Raw genomic sequence first — 14,591 nt, 5'->3', positions numbered from 1 at the left:
AGCCATGCAGGGATTCGATCTGGAACAGCTGCGCACGCTGGTGGCGGTGGTCGATGCGGGCAGCCTCACGGCCGCGGCGCCGCGGGTCTTCCTCTCGCAGTCCTCGGTCAGCGAGCAGATGCGCAAGCTCGAGGAGCGCGCGGGCCAGTCGCTGCTCACGCGCAGCAAGGCCGGGGTGTCGCCGACCGAGGCCGGCGCGCGGCTGCTGGTCCATGCGCGGCGCATCCTGGCGCTCAGCGACGAGGCCTTCCGCGACCTGCATGGCGAGACGCTGGCGGGCGAGCTGCGGCTCGCGGTCACTGACTACTTCCGTCCGGGCGACCTGACGCAGCTGCTGGCGCGGCTCGCGCAGGGCCATCCGCGCGTGCGGCTGCACGTGAGCATCCTCAAGAGCGACGAGCTGCGCGCGGCCTATGCGCACGGCGATTTCGACGTGGCGCTGGCGATGCACATCGCGGGCGTGTCGACGCCGCCGCCGGGCAGCCCGGCGGTGCTGCGGCGCGAATCACTGGCCTGGCTGGGCGCGGCCGGCATGCGGGTGGTGCGCGGCGAGCCGGTGCGGCTGCTGGTGCTGCCCGACACCTGCTCGCTGCACCAGTTCACGGTGGCGTTGCTGCGGCGCCGGCATGTGCCCTACGTGCTTGCGCATGTGGCTTCGGGCGTGGCGGGGCTGCAGTCGGCATTGGCGGCGGGGCTCGGGGTGGCCTGCCTCAACGAGTCGGCGATCGGCGAAGGGGTGGCGCGGCTCGCGGCGCCGCATGGCTTGCCGGCGTTGCCGCGCGTGGCTTTCCAGTTCCTGCCGGGGCGCAGGGGGGAGACAGAATTCGTGGCGCGGGCGCGGGAGATGCTGGCTGTGCAGTTGGGGTGAGTTCTTTGTTGGCGTCGCGGGCGCGTGCACAGGACGCCGGGTACTCCCCTCCGCGAATGTCCCCCGGCCTTCGGCCTCCTCCTTAATTTCGCTGCGGGGAGTACCCGGCATCCTGTGCACGAGGGGCGCTGCGTTGTGCGGCGTCTCTCGTGTTCAGATGGCTGTGCGAAGGAGGCTTGTGTTCAACCCCAGGACAGGGCCGACAGGTCGTTCACGAAGATCGGGTTTTCCTTCCAGATGCCCTTGACGTTCTTCTTCGCCACGGTCGGGAACTGCGGCTGGTAGAGGAAGCCGTTGGCCGCGTCGGTGGCCAGCATCTTCTGCGCGTCGCCCAGCAGCTTGTTGCGCTCGGCGGTGTTGGCGGTGGTCTTGATCTTGTCGAACAGCGTGTCGAAGGCCTTCGACTGGTAGCCCCAGTAGTAGTCCGACTTGGCGTAGTTGCCGAGGTCGAAGGGCTCGACGTGCGAGACGATCGACAGGTCGTAGTCCTTGTTGCCGTAGGTGCCGCTGAGCCATTGCGCCCACTCGACGTTCTGCACCTTCGCCACGATGCCGATCTTGGCGAGCTGGGCCACGATCACCTCGCCGCCCTGGCGCGCATACGGCGGCGGGGGCAGGGTCAGCTTGAGCTCGAGCGGGGTCTTCACGCCGGCCTCGGCCAAGAGCTTCTTGGCCTTCTCGATGTCGAAGGGGTTGATGCCGGTGGTGTCGACATAGCCGGCAGCGCCGGGCACGTAGTGGCTGCCGATCGGCACACCGAAGCCGTCGGCCGCGCCCTCGATGACGGCCTTGCGGTCGATGGCCGCGAGGATCGCGCGGCGCACGCGCACGTCGTCGAGCGGCTTCTTGCGGTTGTTGATCGCGAGGATGGTCTTGGCGCGCGAGCCGGCCAGGATGGTCTGGAACTGCGGGTTGGCCTTGAACTGCGGCACCACGCGCGTGCCGATGCGCGGGAACATGTCGACGTCGCCCGAGAGCATGGCCGCGGCCTGGGCCGCGGTGTCGGAGATGAAGCGGAAGGTCGCCTTGTTGATCTTCGCGTTGCCGGGATTGCGGAAGCCGTCCCACTTGCTCAGCGTGATCGAGGAACCCTTGACCCAGTTGTCGAGCTTGTAGGGGCCGGTGCCCACGGGCTTGGTGGCGTTGCCGTCGGCGCTCTTGGGCTCGACGATCACCGCGGTGGCCTGGCCCAGCACGAAGGGCAGGTCGGGGTCGATCTCCTTGTTGATGACGACCACCGTGTAGTCGTCGGTCGCCTGCGTGCTGAGGTTGGCGAAGGTGCGCTTGTCCTTGTTCGTGCTCTTGTCCGAACCGGCGCGGTCGAACGAGAACTTGACCGTGGCCGCGTTGAAGGGCTCGCCGTTCTGGAACTTCACGCCGCGGCGCAGCTTGAAGGTGTAGGTCTTGAGGTCGGGCGAGACTTCCCAGCTCTCGGCCAGCAGCGGCGTGACGCTGCCGTCGGCGTTGATCTTGGTGAGCGTCTCGAGGATGTTGTACTGCACCACCTCGGCGATCGCGGCCGCGGCGCCCGCGGTCGGATCGAGGCCCGGCGGCTCGAGCGCCATGCCGATCACGATGGCGTCCTTCCGTCCCTGGGCCAGGCCGGCCAGCGGTGTGGCCAGGGCCACGGTGGCGCCAGCGGTGGTGAGGAGGGTGCGACGGTTCAACATACGTGGTGATCTCCGGAAAAACGTCTGGAAAGGCAAAGGGCTGCCTCGAGGGGATGAGGAGGCGGCGCGCCCCGAATCAAGGCGCTGCGCCGCGAGAGATCCTCGGCGCAGCAGGAAAGATGCCACGCCGTGCAGCCAAAAGCATTCTCGCGCAGCGCGCTCGCCGGCGACGCCGTGGCGCGGCGCTTTTTCCTCGGGAGGTTCCCGGATGCGCGGCGCTGAGAAAGGTCAGCGGCCACTCACGCCCAGGACATCGCGGCGATGTCGTTGGCGAAGATCGGCGCGTCCTTCCACAGGCCGCGCAGGCCGCGCGCGGCAATGGTGATGAGCTGCGGCTGGTAGAGGAACACGTTGGCCGAGTCCTCGGCCAGGATGCGCTGCGCCTCGCCCAGCAGGCGCAGGCGGTCGGCCTCGCGCGGCGCGTTGCGCGACTTCTCGAACACCTCGTCGAACTTCGCCGACTGGTAGCCCCAGTAGTACTCGGGGCGCGTGTAGTTCACGAGGTCGAAGGGCTCGACATGCAGGATCACCGACAGGTCGTAGTTCTTGTTGCCGTAGGTGCCGCTGATCCACTGCGCCCACTCCACGTTCTGGATCTTCGCGACGATGCCGACCTGCGCGAGCTGTGCGGCGATCAGCTCGCCGCCCTGGCGCGCATAGGGCGGGGGCGGCAGCACCAGGTCGAGCTGCAGCGGCAGCTTCACGCCGGCCTCGGCCAGCAGGCGCTTGGCCTTCGCGGGGTCATAGGGGTTGATGCCGGTGGTGTCGACATAGCCCGGCGCGGTCGGCACGTAGTGGCTGCCGATCGGGATGCCGCGGCCGTCCATGGCTGCGTCGATCACGGCCTTGCGGTCGATCGCGGCCGCGATCGCGCGGCGCACGCGCACGTCGTCGAGCGGCTTGCGCTTGTTGTTGATCGCGAGGATGGACTTGCCGCGCGAGGCGTTGAAGAGGATCTGGAAGCGCTTGTCGTTCTGGAACTGCGAGAGGCTGCGCGAGACCGAGGCATGCGGGAACAGGTCGATGTCGTTCGACAGCAGCGCGGTGGTCTGCGCGGCCGGTTCCGAGACGAAGCGGAAGCTCGCGCGGCGGATCTGCACCGCGTCGGCATGGCGGTAGCCGTCCCACTTCGCGAGCACGATCGACGAGCCCTTGGCCCAGTTCTCGAGCCGATAGGGGCCGGTGCCCACGGGCTTGGTGGCATTGCCCTCGGCCGACTTGGGCTCGACCACGATCGCCGAGGCCTGGCCGAGCTGGAACAGCAGGTCGGGCTCGATCTCCTTGGCGATCAGCACCACCGTGTTCGCGTCGAGCGCCTGGGTCGTGAAGTTGGCGAAGAAGCGCTTGTCCTTGTTGGTGCTGTTGGCGGCCGAGGCGCGGTCGAACGAGAACTTGACCGTGTTCGCGTCGAAGGCCTCGCCGTTTTGGAACTTGACGCCGCGCCTGAGCTTGAAGGTGTAGGTGCGCAGGTCGGGCGAGACCTCCCAGCTCTCGGCCAGGAGCGGCGTGACGCTGCCGTCGGAGTTGATCTTGGTCAGCGTCTCGAAGACGTTGTAGAGCACCACCTCGGCGATCTCGGCGCCGGCCTTGGCCGTGGGATCGAGGCCGGTGGGTTCGAGCGTGAGGCCGAGCACCAGCGTGTCCTTGCGGCGTGCCTGTGCAAGGACGCCGGCCGGCAGCACGAGGGGCGCGAGCGCGGCGGCGCCGGTGGCGAGGAGGGTGCGTCTGTGAAGCATGGGCGGGCGGTCCTTTGAGCGGTGGCGGGGGCATGCGCCCTCCGGGCGCGCCGCATCATCCGCGAGGAGAGGCCCGGTGCGCAACCAGATGCTTATGCCCTGGTTGCATGACGGGCGCGCTCAGTGCCCCGGTGCCTGCAGCACGGCGCCCAGCAGCGTGCGCGTGTACGGATGCTGTGCGTTGGCGAACAGCTCCTGCGGCGTGCCTCGCTCGACGATCTGCCCCTTGAAGACCACGCAGACTTCGTCGCACAGGTGGTTGACGACGGCCAGGTCATGGCTGATGAGCAGGTAGCTGATGCCGAACTGCTGCTGCAGGTCCTGCATGAGGTTGAGCACCTGGGCCTGCACGGAGACGTCCAGGGCGCTCACGGGCTCGTCGGCGACGATGAGCTTGGGGCGGGTGATCAGCGCCCGTGCGATCGCGATGCGCTGGCGCTGGCCGCCCGAGAACTCGTGCGGGTACTTGTCGAGGTCGGTGGGGCGCAGGCCCACGGCGGCGAGGGATTCGGCGGCGCGCTCGCGCTGCTCCTTCTTCGAGATCTGGGCCAGTGCTTCGAGCGGCTCGGCCACGATGCGTGCGACCGTCTGGCGCGGGTCGAGGGAGCCGTAGGGGTCTTGGAAGACCATCTGGAAGTCGCGTCGGGCCGTGCGAAGTTCGTCTCTTGAGAGAGCATGCAACTCGCGCCCCTCGAGTTTCACGCTGCCCGAGGTGGGCTTGTCCAGGGCCATCACGAGCCGAGCGATGGTCGACTTGCCCGACCCTGACTCGCCCACGATCCCCACGCTGCGCCCGGCCTGCACCTCGAAGCTCACGCCATTGAGGGCCTTGACCGTGGGCGGCGGGCCCAGCAGCTTCTCGCGCGGCAGCGCGTAGTGGCGAACGAGGTCGGTCACTTGCAGCAGCGGTGTGTTGGTGGTGGTCGTGCTCATGCCACGGCCTCCGCTTCGATCTCGTCGAGTCGGATGCAGCGCACCGCATGGTCATCGGGCAGCATCACCGCAGGCGGTCGCGTCGACTGGCAGGCATCGACCGTGTAGCTGCAGCGCCCCGCGAACGGACAGCCCGCGGGCAGGTCCACCAGTTCAGGCACGCTGCCCCGGATGGTGGCCAGCCGCTGCCCCTTGGGCGCCCCGATCACCGGCCGTGCCGCGAACAGCCCCTTGGTGTACGGATGCGCCCGGTTCGCGAAGAGCGCCCGCGTCGGCCCGCTCTCCACCACGCTGCCGCCATACATCACGAGCATGCGCTGCACGCTGTTGGCGATCACGCCCAGGTCGTGCGAGATCAGGATCAGCGCCATGCCCATCTCGGCCACCAGGTTCTGGATCAGGTCGAGCACCTGCTTCTGGATCGTCACGTCCAGGGCCGTGGTGGGTTCGTCGGCGATCAGCAGGTCGGGCCCGCAGGCCAGCGCCATCGCGATGCCGATGCGCTGGCGCTGGCCGCCCGAGAACTGGTGCGGATAGGCATCCAGGCGCGAAGCCGCGTCGGGAATGCCCACGCGCTGCAGCAGGTTCAGCGCCTCGGCGCGGGCCTGCTTGGCGGTGAGCCCCCGGTGCAGCCGCAGCGGCTCGCCGACCTGGCGCGCGATGGTGTGGACCGGGTTCAGGGCCGTCATCGGCTCCTGGAAGATCATGCCGATGCGGTTGCCGCGGATCTGGCACAGGGCCGACTCGGGCTGCCCGATGAGCTCCTGGCCGTCCAGGCGGATGCTGCCGGTGACCTTGGCGGTGGCGGGCAGCAGGCCCATGAGGGACATGACCGTGATGGACTTGCCGCAGCCCGACTCGCCCACGATGCCGAGGGTCTGGCCGCGCTCGAGCGAGAAGGAGACGCCGCGCACGGCCTGGGCGGGGCCGCGCTGGGTCTGCAGGCCGATGTGGAGGTTGTCGACTTCGAGGAGGGGCATGGGGTTGTTGGTTGCCATGTCGCTCACCTCGCGCGCGCCAGGCGCGGATCGAGCAGGTCGCGCAGGCCATCGCCCAGCAGGTTCAGGCCCAGCACCGCCAGCGCGATCGCCATGCCCGGGAAGACGGCCAGCAGCGGCTGCTGGAACATCAGGGTCTGCGCCTCGCTGAGCATGCGGCCCCAGGACGGCTGCGGCGGCTGGGTGCCCAGGCCGAGGTAGGACAGGGCAGCCTCGGCCAGGATCGCGATGGCGAAGCGGATGGTGATCTGCACGATCAGCACCGCCGAGATGTTGGGCAGCACGTGCTGCATGGTGATGGCGAACGATCCCTTGCCGCAGGCACGCGCGGCCGCCACGTACTCGCGCGACCAGATGGCGTTGGCCGAGGCGCGCGTGATGCGCGCGAAGGTGGGGATGTTGTAGATGCCGATGGCGATGATGGCGTTGACGATGCCCGCGCCGAAGACGGCCGTCATCATGATGGCCGAGAGGATGGCGGGGAAGGCCAGCGAGAAGTCGGAGAAACGCATGATGGCTTCTTCCACCCACCCCCGGCGCGCGGCGGCCAGCAGGCCCAGGGCGGTGCCCACCACCAGGCCGATGCCGACCGCGATGACGCCCACGAGGATGGAGGCGCGGGCGCCCACCAGCAGCAGCGAGGCCACGTCGCGTCCGAAGGCGTCGGTGCCCAGCCAGTGGCTGGCCGAGGGCGCCTGCATCTTGTTGGCCATGTCCATGGCGTAGGGCGAGTAGGGCGTCCAGAGGTAGGAGACCAGGGCCGCGAGCAGCAGCAGGGCGGCGAGCACGCCGCCGATGACGAAGCTGCGGTGGTGGCGCGCGCGCTGCCAGAAGCCGGGGAGCTTGAGGGCGGCGGCCGAAGGCACGGCCAGGGAAGCGGGAGTGGCGCTCATATGTCGCTCGCCTTGATGCGCGGGTCGATGACGGCATAGAGCACGTCGACCACGAAGTTGACGATGACGACCATGGCTGCGAGCAGCATGACGCAGTTGCGCACGACGATGAGGTCGCGGTTGCTGATGGCCTGGAAGATCAGGCGGCCCAGGCCCGGGAGGTAGAACACGTTCTCCACCACGATGGTGCCGGCCAGCAGCTCGGAGAACTGCATGCCCATGACGGTGATGACGGGGATCAGGGCGTTGCGCAGGACGTGGGTCCAGAGCACGGCGCGCTGGGTCACGCCCTTGGCGCGCGCGGTGCGCACGAAGTCCTCGCGCATGACCTCCAGCACGGCCGAGCGGGTGATGCGCGCGAGGATGGCCGCCTGCACGACGGCCAGGGACAGGGCGGGCAGCAGGAGGGACTTGAGGCCGGCGAAGACACCCTCGCCCCAGCCGTCGAAGCCGCCGGCGGAGAACCACTGCAGCTGCACGGAGAAGACGAGGATCAGCAGGATGGCGAACCAGAAGTTGGGGATGGCGATGCCGACCTGGGTGAGGCCCATCAGGCCGACGTCGCCGAGCTTGTTGTGGCGCGCGGCGGCGGTGACGCCCACGAGCAGGGCGAGCACGGTGGTGAAGGCCATGGCCAGCAGGGCCAGGGGGACGGTGAGTGCGAGACGCTCGAGGATGAGGTCGAGCACGGGGGAGCTGTAGGCGTAGGAGTCGCCGAGGTCGCCGGTGAGGAGACCCGCGATCCAGTGCCAGTAGCGGGTCCAGGCGGGTTGGTCGAGGCCGAGCTTGGTGGCCAGGGCGGCGACGGCTTCGGGTGCGGCGTCCGGGCCCATGAGCATCTGCGCGGCGTTGCCGGGCAGGATCTCCAGGACCAGGAAGACGATGATGGAGGCGCCGATCAGCGTGCCGATCAGCGTGGCAAGGCGCTTGATTAAGAAGAGGCTCATGGGGCGGGGCGCAGCATAACCCGACAACTGCAACAAGCATGCCGTAGCACCGGATCCCCGAAGGGATCGCTCTCCCACGTTGCCGCCGGGGACTCCGCCGCCTGGGATAATCGCGGCATGGCCCTCATGATCACCGACGAATGCATCAACTGCGATGTCTGCGAGCCGGAGTGCCCGAACGATGCGATCTACATGGGCGAGGCGATCTACGAGATCGATCCGCACAAATGCACCGAATGCGTGGGCCACTTCGATGAGCCGCAGTGCGTGCAGATCTGCCCCGTGGCCTGCATCCCGATCCATCCGGACCACGTGGAAAGCCGCGAGACGCTGATGCAGAAGTACCAGCGTCTCACGGCAACGAAGGCCGCGTTGCCGCAGCCGCCGTCCCCACCCTCAACCGGCGTCTGAGGCCGCGGGCTTGCGGCGCTTCTTCTTCGCGCCGCCTTCCTCCCCGGGCTTCGATCCCGGTCTCTCCCCGTAGCTGGCCGTGGCCTTGCGCGGCTCGGCCGCGAGCTTCGTGGCCCTGGCCTTCTCCAGGCGCTCCTGGGCTTCGAGCCTGCGTTGCGCGAGTGCCGCGCGCTGGGCGTCCTGCGCGGCACGCTGGTCGCGCTGATGCGCCTGCTTCTCCTCGGACAGCCGCGTGCGTTCGAGCCGGTCGGCCAGCTTCGCGTTGCGCCGCGTGGCCTCGTCGGCGGCCTGGCGGTCGTCGTCGCTGCGCGCGTCGTCCACCTTCACCGTCGTTCCGCCTGCGCAGGGGCGGTCGCTGTAGCTGTTGCCGCAGCGCCAGGTCGACGTGCCTGGCTGCTGCGCGAATGCGCTCGTCACTGCACAGACGCCGATGGCCATCGCTCTGGCGACGATGGATCGGTGCAGGCGGTGCGTTCTTCTCGTTCTCTCCCTCGTTGTCGACATCGTTCTTCTCTCCCTCTTGCTTCGCGCTCTGTCGGCGCTTCCCGCGATGAACGCTGGCTAGGGTGCGGCGGGCGCGCTGCCGTCGCCAGGCTCGCGCCGCGGCGGTTTGGGCCGGGGCGGTTTGCTCGTGTGGATGGTGGCCGTGGCCTTTTCCATTTCGCCCGCGAGCAGCGCGGGCAGGGCATGCAGGCTGCGCACGATCGCATCGTCGATCGCGTCGCGTTGTTCCTTCAGCGGCTTCTTGAGCACCCAGTTGATCACCTCCGACTTCACGCCGGGATGACCGATGCCCAGGCGCAGCCGCCAGTAGTCGCCGGTGCCGAGCTGCGCATGGATGTCGCGCAAGCCGTTGTGGCCCGCATGGCTGCCGCCGAACTTGAGCTTGGCCTGGCCGGGCACCACGTCGAGCTCGTCGTGGGCCACGAGGATTTCTTCGGGCGCGATCTTGAAGAAGCGCGCGAGCGCGGCGACCGACTTGCCCGAGAGGTTCATGAAGGTCTGCGGCTCGAGCAGCCAGATGCTCTGGCCGCCGATGTTCGCGCGCGCCGCGAGGCCGTGGTAGCTGCGCTCGGGCACGAGGTTGAGCTTCCAGTCGCGCGCGAGGGCGTCGATCCACCAGAAGCCGGCGTTGTGCCGCGTGGCTTCGTATTCAGGCCCGGGGTTACCTAGGCCGACGAACAGTTTGATCATGGGGCGAATTATCGAGGGCCGGCATCGGGCGTCCGGATGTTGCTTCGAAGAGTCAGATGCTGTCTCTTGGTGATTATTTTGTAACTTCAAGAATCCTCTCTCACTACGATGGCAACTCCATTCAACAAAAAGAGGAGAAGTCTTGAGTTATTCATTCATAGAAAGCCTGCGCCGTGTCTCGCATGTGGTGTGCGTGGCGGCCGCGGTCGTCCTGACCGGTTGCGCGTCGCACTATGTCGATGGCGCGACCAAGGAAATCAACGCGAGCGAGTACCGCAAGCCCGCTACGCCGAAGCCCGTGCAGGTGGCGTTCGAGTTCCAGACCAAGGGCGTTGCGAATGCCCAGGCAACGAAGGTGCTGCAGCCGAAGGTCATCGAGAAGGTCAAGGCCAGTGGCCTGTTCTCCTCCGTCGAGGAAAAGCCCGTTCAGGGTGGTGCGCTGCTGAGCGTCAAGCTCAACAACGTTCCGCTGACCGACGACGTTTTTCAGAAGGGTTTCGTGACGGGACTGACCTTCGGCCTCGCTGGCTCGCAGGCCTCCGACGGCTATATCTGCACCGTGAGCTATATGGGCGAGGGGCAATCCAGTCCCATCGTGAAGACGGCCCGGCATGCGATTCACACGACGGTGGGCGCCACCGCGGAACCGGGCAACGCCAAGAAGGCCGCATCGATCGAAGAGGCCGTGTTCTCGATGATCAGTCAGATCATGAGCAATGCGCTGAACGATCTCTCGAAGGATCCAGCCTTCGCCGCCAACAACAACTGATTCGAGGGAGAAGGACATCATGAACAAGTTCGCCATTTCATTCCGTCGCATCGCCGCGGTACTCTTCTGCACTGCGGCCATGGGTCTGGTCGGCTGCGCGCAGGTCAAGCTCGCCGAGCCGGTGGCCAGCGCCGACAACATCCAGAAGGCCAAGGCCGGCGGCATCGGTCCGGTGTCCGTCGGCGAGTTCAAGCTCGCGGAGGGCAAGGACCGTTCGCTCGATCTGAAGGTCAGCATTCGCAGCAACACCTTCTTCTCGCCTTACGACAGTTCGCTCTCGAAGTACTTGGCCGAATCGCTGAAGGCCGACCTGAACGCCGCGGGCGTGCTCGAGCCGGGAGCGTCGCGCTCCATTCGCGGTGAACTCACGCAGAGCACGGTCGAGGCGCCGATGGGACGCGGCACCGCATCCCTGGCTGCGCGATTCATCGTGGAGGATCAGGGGCGCAAGACCTACGACAAGGAACTCAGCACCAAGGCGGATTGGGAGTCTTCGTTCGTGGGCGCGATCGCCATTCCCGATGCGATCAACCAGTACGTCGCGCTGTACAAGAAGCTCGTGGGCGAACTGCTGGACGATCCGAACTTCCGCAAGGCGGTTGCACGCTGAGCCATGAAAAAAGCCCACCGATCGGTGGGCTTTCTTCTTGAAGAGGGCGGGAATTACTTCTTGCCGGTCTTCTTGGCGGGAGCCGCTGCGGGTGCAGCTTCGGCAGCGCCTTCGGCAGCGGGTGCCGGCTCTTCGGCGACCAGCGGCGGCACGGCCGAGACCACGACCGGGTTGGTCTTGCCGTGGCTCACGAACTTCACGCCCTTGGGCAGCTTGATGTCGTTGACGTGCAGCGTGGCGTTCTTCTTCAGCGTCGAGAGGTCGACTTCGATGAACTCGGGCAGGTCGCTGGGCAGGCAGCTCACTTCGAGTTCGGTCAGCACGTGGTTCACGAGGTTGTGGTCGAGCTTGACGGCATCGGACTCTTCCTCGCCCTTGAAGTGCAGCGGCACCTTCATGTGCAGGCGGGTCTTGGCATCGACGCGTTGGAAGTCGATGTGCTGGACCAGCTGGCGGAACGGGTGGTACTGCACGTCGCGCAGCAGCACCTTGCTCACGCTGCCGCCGAGTTCCATCTCGAGGACGGAGGCGTGGAAGGCTTCCTTCTTGAGGGCGTGCCACAGTGCGTTGTGATCGAGCTCGATCAGTTGCGGCTGGCCTTCGCCACCGTAGACGATGCCGGGCGTCTTGCCCGAGATGCGGAGACGGCGGCTCGCACCCGTGCCCTGCTTGGCGCGCTCGAAAGCGACGAATTTCATAGTTAACTCCTTGGAGCGAAGGCACGACGGCCATTTCGCTTCTTGAGCGCCGACCGCGACCAGTGCGGCGCCGGTTTCAAAATGACTTCCCGATCAGGGAAGCCGGCTTTTTGCCCGAACGGCAGGAGCGCAATCTCAGAAGAGATTGTCCTGGTCCGAGAACAAACTCATCACCGACTCGCCCTTGGCAATGCGCTGGATCGTCTCGGCGATCAGCGGTGCCACGGAGAGCTGGCGGATCTTTCCGCAGCCGTTGGCGCTGTCGGAAAGGGGAATGGTGTTGGTCACGACCACTTCGTCGAGGGCCGTGCCCTTGCTGAGGCGCTCGATCGCGGGGCCCGAGAAGATCGGGTGCGTGCAGTAGGCGTAGACGCTCTTGGCGCCGCGTTCCTTCAGCACTTCGGCCGCTTTGACCAGCGTACCCGCGGTGTCGATCATGTCGTCCATGATCACGCAGTTGCGGCCGTCGATCTCGCCGATCACGTTCATGACTTCGCTGACGTTGGCCTTGGGGCGGCGCTTGTCGATGATGGCGAGGTCGCAGTTCAGTTGCTTGGCCAGCGCGCGGGCACGGACCACGCCGCCGACGTCGGGCGAGACCACGATCAGGTCTTCGTAGTTCTTGGCGCGCAGGTCGCCCAGCAGCACCGGCGAGGCGTAGATGTTGTCGACCGGGATGTCGAAGAAGCCCTGGATCTGGTCGGCGTGCAGGTCCATCGTGAGCACGCGCTCGACGCCCACGGTTTCCAGCAGGTTGGCCACGACCTTGGCCGAGATCGGCACGCGGCTCGAGCGCGGGCGGCGGTCCTGGCGGGCATAGCCGAAATAGGGAATCACGGCGCTGATGCGTTCGGCCGAGGCGCGCTTGAGCGCGTCGACCATGATCAGCAGTTCCATCAGGTTCTCGTTGGTCGGGGCGCAGGTGGACTGCACCACGAACACATCGCGTGCCCGCACGTTCTGGTTGATCTCGACGGTGACTTCACCGTCGGAGAAGCGACCGACGCGGGCGGCACCGAGGGTGGTGCCCAGGTTGCTCGCGATTTCTGCAGCAAGGCCCGGATTGGCATTGCCGGTGAAAACCATGAAATCAGGATGGTGAGCCTGCATGAGCGCGTCCCGGCTGAGCGATTTGGCTTGGGAAAGCCGCCAAAGAGTTACGAGTCTTGGCGACCCTGGGGCCGCCGATTATTGCAGCGGGTCGGCCGCAAACGAAGTGCCGGGTCCAGGGACCGCGGCTTCAAAAAGAAACTACGGCCCGCGGGCCGTAGTGTCTGAAAGGTTTGGCAGGGGAGAAAGGATTCGAACCTTTGCATGCTGGAATCAAAATCCAGTGCCTTAACCAGCTTGGCGACTCCCCTACACAGGTCGACGGTTTGCACCGCCTACCGATATATGTCGCATCGAAACGCCTGGGCGCTCCGATCAGTTTTTCAGGCTGCCCAACCTCGAAGTGGATGAGCGGCCAGATTGTCGCATTGGCGAACCTGCCAGCCCGTGGGGCCCGAAAGCAGTTCCGCGTTCTGCGGTTCCTGCTGCATTCTGGCGAACACCGAACTTCCAGAGCCGGTCATCCTGGCATCGAATCCCTGGGCGCCGAGCCAATCGATGGCGTCGGTGATCGCGGGACAGAGCCGTTGGGCAACCGGCTGCAGGTCGTTGTGGCCGAAATCGAAAACTTCCTCGCCGAGGCTTAAGAGGTTTTGATCTGCGTGCTGTTCGCGTACTGCAGCAAAGCCCGTGATTATAGCAACAGGACTTGCCCGTTGCAGATCATCCGCAGAAAAAATTAAACGGGTATCGAGTCCCTCGGGTGGTTTGACCACAACGAAGCGTGCCGACGGCAGTTCGATCGGGCGGATTTTCTCGCCGATGCCTTCGACCCAGGCGTTGCGGCCCGAGAGGAAGAACGGCACGTCGGCGCCCAGCGACAGGCCGATGCGCGAGAGCTCCGCGAGCGGCAGCCGCAGATTCCAGAGCCGGTTGAGCGCCAGCAGGCAGGTCGCGGCATCGGAAGAGCCGCCACCCATGCCGGCCTGCGAGGGCACGTGTTTCGCGACGCCGATGTGCGCACCCTGGCCCGGCGCCGCATGGGCCTGCAGCGCGCGCGCGGCGCGCAGCACGAGGTCGTCGGCCGGCAGCGGCACGGTCAGGTCCTCGCGGCTCAGCTGGCCGTCGCCGCGCAGTTCGACGTGGAGCGTGTCGCACCAGTCGATCAGCATGAAGACCGACTGCAGCAGGTGGTAGCCGTCGTCGCGCCGGCCGGTGACGTGGAGGAAGAGGTTGAGCTTGGCCGGCGCGGGAAGGTCGTAGATCGCCTTCATGACGCCGGCATGCGCTCGAACACGATGCGCAGGTCGGCCCGCGGTGCCGGTGTCTCGCGCAGCGCCTGCAGCCGGCCGCTCGCGAGCTGGCCGAGGTCGGCTCGCCAGCCGGGCACGGGGTCATTGCGGCCCTCGAGCCAGCCGAACAGCGCGGCGACCGGGATCGCGGCGCCGGTGGCGGCCTCGATCAGCGCGTCGAGCGAGGCGTAGCGCCGCGTGTCGCTGCCGTTCTTCAGCAGGGCTTCGCCGGGCGACCAGTGCAACTGGGCCAGCGTGCTGCCGATCGGCGTGGTGAGCGAGAGCTCGCCGGTCTCGGGCGAGCCGCGCAGCTCGAACAGCGCCGAGAAGGTCTGCACCGGTTCGCTGTCCACGCGCAGCGACATGCGGCCGCTCCAGGCATTCGTCGCGCGCGGCACGGAGGCCTTCGAGCCGCCCGTGAGCTGCGCGCATCCCGCTATGGAAAAAGTAGCGATTGCCGTCAGCAGCAGACGCCGGCCGCCATCGGGCCGCGCGCCGCCGGAAGCCACGAGCGCCGCCATC

At 67.0% G+C, this 14,591-nt stretch carries 16 protein-coding genes and 1 tRNA gene; 4 read left to right on the top strand and 13 right to left on the bottom strand.

The genetic code is table 11. From position 1 onward, the window contains the following. The first annotated feature begins 4 nt into the window (after window positions 1-4). Window positions 5-868: a LysR substrate-binding domain-containing protein gene (locus tag AC07PU_RS33695; protein ID WP_495322585.1), complete on the top strand. Its 864-nt coding sequence runs from the start codon at window positions 5-7 to the stop codon at window positions 866-868. 182 nt (window positions 869-1,050) lie between these two features. Here AC07PU_RS33695 and AC07PU_RS33690 read toward each other — a convergent pair whose 3' ends face one another. From AC07PU_RS33690 to AC07PU_RS33665, 6 genes are all read right to left on the bottom strand, one after another. Continuing rightward, entirely contained in the window at window positions 1,051-2,538 is a 1,488-nt protein-coding gene (locus tag AC07PU_RS33690) for an ABC transporter substrate-binding protein (RefSeq protein ID WP_479670774.1), read from the bottom strand. A gap of 239 nt (window positions 2,539-2,777) precedes the next feature. Beyond that, entirely contained in the window at window positions 2,778-4,274 is a 1,497-nt protein-coding gene (locus AC07PU_RS33685) for an ABC transporter substrate-binding protein (RefSeq protein ID WP_495322584.1), read from the bottom strand. Between the two features lie 120 nt (window positions 4,275-4,394). Then, complete coding sequence (locus tag AC07PU_RS33680) at window positions 4,395-5,207, bottom strand: ATP-binding cassette domain-containing protein (protein ID WP_495322583.1); 813 nt, start codon at window positions 5,205-5,207, stop codon at window positions 4,395-4,397. Then, a complete protein-coding gene (locus AC07PU_RS33675) occupies window positions 5,204-6,187 on the bottom strand; it encodes an ABC transporter ATP-binding protein (RefSeq protein ID WP_479671714.1) in 984 nt (327 codons plus the stop codon). Before AC07PU_RS33675 ends, AC07PU_RS33680 begins: the two co-directional genes overlap by 4 nt. Window positions 6,188-6,210: 23 nt before the next feature. Further along, a complete protein-coding gene (locus AC07PU_RS33670; protein WP_413764433.1) occupies window positions 6,211-7,098 on the bottom strand; it encodes an ABC transporter permease in 888 nt (295 codons plus the stop codon). Continuing rightward, the gene (locus AC07PU_RS33665) at window positions 7,095-8,045 is read right to left on the bottom strand and encodes an ABC transporter permease (RefSeq protein WP_057596054.1); all 951 of its coding nucleotides are present in this window, start codon (window positions 8,043-8,045) and stop codon (window positions 7,095-7,097) included. The genes AC07PU_RS33670 and AC07PU_RS33665 overlap by 4 nt, the downstream gene beginning before the upstream one ends. A 117-nt stretch (window positions 8,046-8,162) precedes the next feature. Here AC07PU_RS33665 and AC07PU_RS33660 point away from each other — a divergent pair, with 117 nt between their 5' ends. Then, on the top strand, window positions 8,163-8,456 hold the full coding sequence (locus AC07PU_RS33660; RefSeq protein WP_495322582.1) for a YfhL family 4Fe-4S dicluster ferredoxin: 294 nt from the start codon (window positions 8,163-8,165) through the stop codon (window positions 8,454-8,456). Here AC07PU_RS33660 and AC07PU_RS33655 read toward each other — a convergent pair. Together AC07PU_RS33655 and pth are read right to left on the bottom strand one after the other, a co-directional pair. Beyond that, window positions 8,442-8,873: a hypothetical protein gene (locus tag AC07PU_RS33655; RefSeq protein WP_490878641.1), complete on the bottom strand. Its 432-nt coding sequence runs from the start codon at window positions 8,871-8,873 to the stop codon at window positions 8,442-8,444. The two genes, AC07PU_RS33660 and AC07PU_RS33655, sit on opposite strands and share 15 nt — an antisense overlap. Window positions 8,874-9,017: 144 nt before the next feature. Beyond that, window positions 9,018-9,650 carry an aminoacyl-tRNA hydrolase gene (gene pth, locus AC07PU_RS33650; RefSeq protein WP_057595144.1) on the bottom strand — a complete coding sequence of 211 codons (633 nt, stop codon included), beginning with the start codon at window positions 9,648-9,650 and terminating at the stop codon, window positions 9,018-9,020. A 142-nt stretch (window positions 9,651-9,792) separates the two neighbouring features. On the opposite strand from pth, the gene AC07PU_RS33645 reads away from it, so the two are divergent. Together AC07PU_RS33645 and AC07PU_RS33640 are read left to right on the top strand one after the other, a co-directional pair. Continuing rightward, window positions 9,793-10,419 (top strand): hypothetical protein, encoded by a 627-nt coding sequence (locus tag AC07PU_RS33645; RefSeq protein WP_495322581.1) that lies wholly within the window; start codon window positions 9,793-9,795, stop codon window positions 10,417-10,419. A 19-nt stretch (window positions 10,420-10,438) separates the two neighbouring features. Continuing rightward, window positions 10,439-11,029 carry a hypothetical protein gene (locus tag AC07PU_RS33640; protein ID WP_495322580.1) on the top strand — a complete coding sequence of 197 codons (591 nt, stop codon included), beginning with the start codon at window positions 10,439-10,441 and terminating at the stop codon, window positions 11,027-11,029. A gap of 53 nt (window positions 11,030-11,082) precedes the next feature. On the opposite strand, the gene AC07PU_RS33635 is transcribed toward AC07PU_RS33640, so the two are convergent. The 5 genes from AC07PU_RS33635 to AC07PU_RS33615 form a co-directional block, all read right to left on the bottom strand. Next, window positions 11,083-11,727, bottom strand: coding sequence for a 50S ribosomal protein L25/general stress protein Ctc (locus AC07PU_RS33635; protein WP_296785289.1), 645 nt, complete (start codon window positions 11,725-11,727; stop codon window positions 11,083-11,085). 135 nt (window positions 11,728-11,862) lie between these two features. After that, the gene (locus AC07PU_RS33630) at window positions 11,863-12,837 is read right to left on the bottom strand and encodes a ribose-phosphate pyrophosphokinase (RefSeq protein ID WP_093341162.1); all 975 of its coding nucleotides are present in this window, start codon (window positions 12,835-12,837) and stop codon (window positions 11,863-11,865) included. A gap of 174 nt (window positions 12,838-13,011) precedes the next feature. Then, a tRNA-Gln gene (locus AC07PU_RS33625) sits at window positions 13,012-13,088 on the bottom strand. Between the two features lie 72 nt (window positions 13,089-13,160). After that, on the bottom strand, window positions 13,161-14,051 hold the full coding sequence (gene ispE / locus AC07PU_RS33620) for a 4-(cytidine 5'-diphospho)-2-C-methyl-D-erythritol kinase (protein ID WP_495322579.1): 891 nt from the start codon (window positions 14,049-14,051) through the stop codon (window positions 13,161-13,163). Further along, window positions 14,048-14,590: a lipoprotein insertase outer membrane protein LolB gene (locus AC07PU_RS33615; protein ID WP_093341159.1), complete on the bottom strand. Its 543-nt coding sequence runs from the start codon at window positions 14,588-14,590 to the stop codon at window positions 14,048-14,050. The genes ispE and AC07PU_RS33615 overlap by 4 nt, the downstream gene beginning before the upstream one ends. Window position 14,591 lies beyond the last annotated feature (1 nt).

It is taken from the genome of Variovorax sp. GW821-FHT10D07 (genome assembly GCF_059415325.1).
This window is presented reverse-complemented; position numbering and strand designations above follow the sequence as displayed.

Excerpts from the sequence above, each read along its gene's own strand:
- pth (WP_057595144.1), bottom strand. The coding sequence starts at position 9,650 with ATGATCAAACTGTTCGTCGGCCTAGGTAACCCCGGGCCTGAATACGAA.
- AC07PU_RS33690 (WP_479670774.1), bottom strand. The coding sequence starts at position 2,538 with ATGTTGAACCGTCGCACCCTCCTCACCACCGCTGGCGCCACCGTGGCC.
- AC07PU_RS33615 (WP_093341159.1), bottom strand. The coding sequence starts at position 14,590 with ATGGCGGCGCTCGTGGCTTCCGGCGGCGCGCGGCCCGATGGCGGCCGG.
- ispE (WP_495322579.1), bottom strand. The coding sequence starts at position 14,051 with ATGAAGGCGATCTACGACCTTCCCGCGCCGGCCAAGCTCAACCTCTTC.
- AC07PU_RS33665 (WP_057596054.1), bottom strand. The coding sequence starts at position 8,045 with ATGAGCCTCTTCTTAATCAAGCGCCTTGCCACGCTGATCGGCACGCTG.
- AC07PU_RS33660 (WP_495322582.1), top strand. The coding sequence starts at position 8,163 with ATGGCCCTCATGATCACCGACGAATGCATCAACTGCGATGTCTGCGAG.
- AC07PU_RS33630 (WP_093341162.1), bottom strand. The coding sequence starts at position 12,837 with ATGCAGGCTCACCATCCTGATTTCATGGTTTTCACCGGCAATGCCAAT.
- AC07PU_RS33685 (WP_495322584.1), bottom strand. The coding sequence starts at position 4,274 with ATGCTTCACAGACGCACCCTCCTCGCCACCGGCGCCGCCGCGCTCGCG.
- AC07PU_RS33680 (WP_495322583.1), bottom strand. The coding sequence starts at position 5,207 with ATGAGCACGACCACCACCAACACACCGCTGCTGCAAGTGACCGACCTC.
- AC07PU_RS33635 (WP_296785289.1), bottom strand. The coding sequence starts at position 11,727 with ATGAAATTCGTCGCTTTCGAGCGCGCCAAGCAGGGCACGGGTGCGAGC.
- AC07PU_RS33640 (WP_495322580.1), top strand. The coding sequence starts at position 10,439 with ATGAACAAGTTCGCCATTTCATTCCGTCGCATCGCCGCGGTACTCTTC.
- AC07PU_RS33670 (WP_413764433.1), bottom strand. The coding sequence starts at position 7,098 with ATGAGCGCCACTCCCGCTTCCCTGGCCGTGCCTTCGGCCGCCGCCCTC.
- AC07PU_RS33695 (WP_495322585.1), top strand. The coding sequence starts at position 5 with ATGCAGGGATTCGATCTGGAACAGCTGCGCACGCTGGTGGCGGTGGTC.
- AC07PU_RS33675 (WP_479671714.1), bottom strand. The coding sequence starts at position 6,187 with ATGCCCCTCCTCGAAGTCGACAACCTCCACATCGGCCTGCAGACCCAG.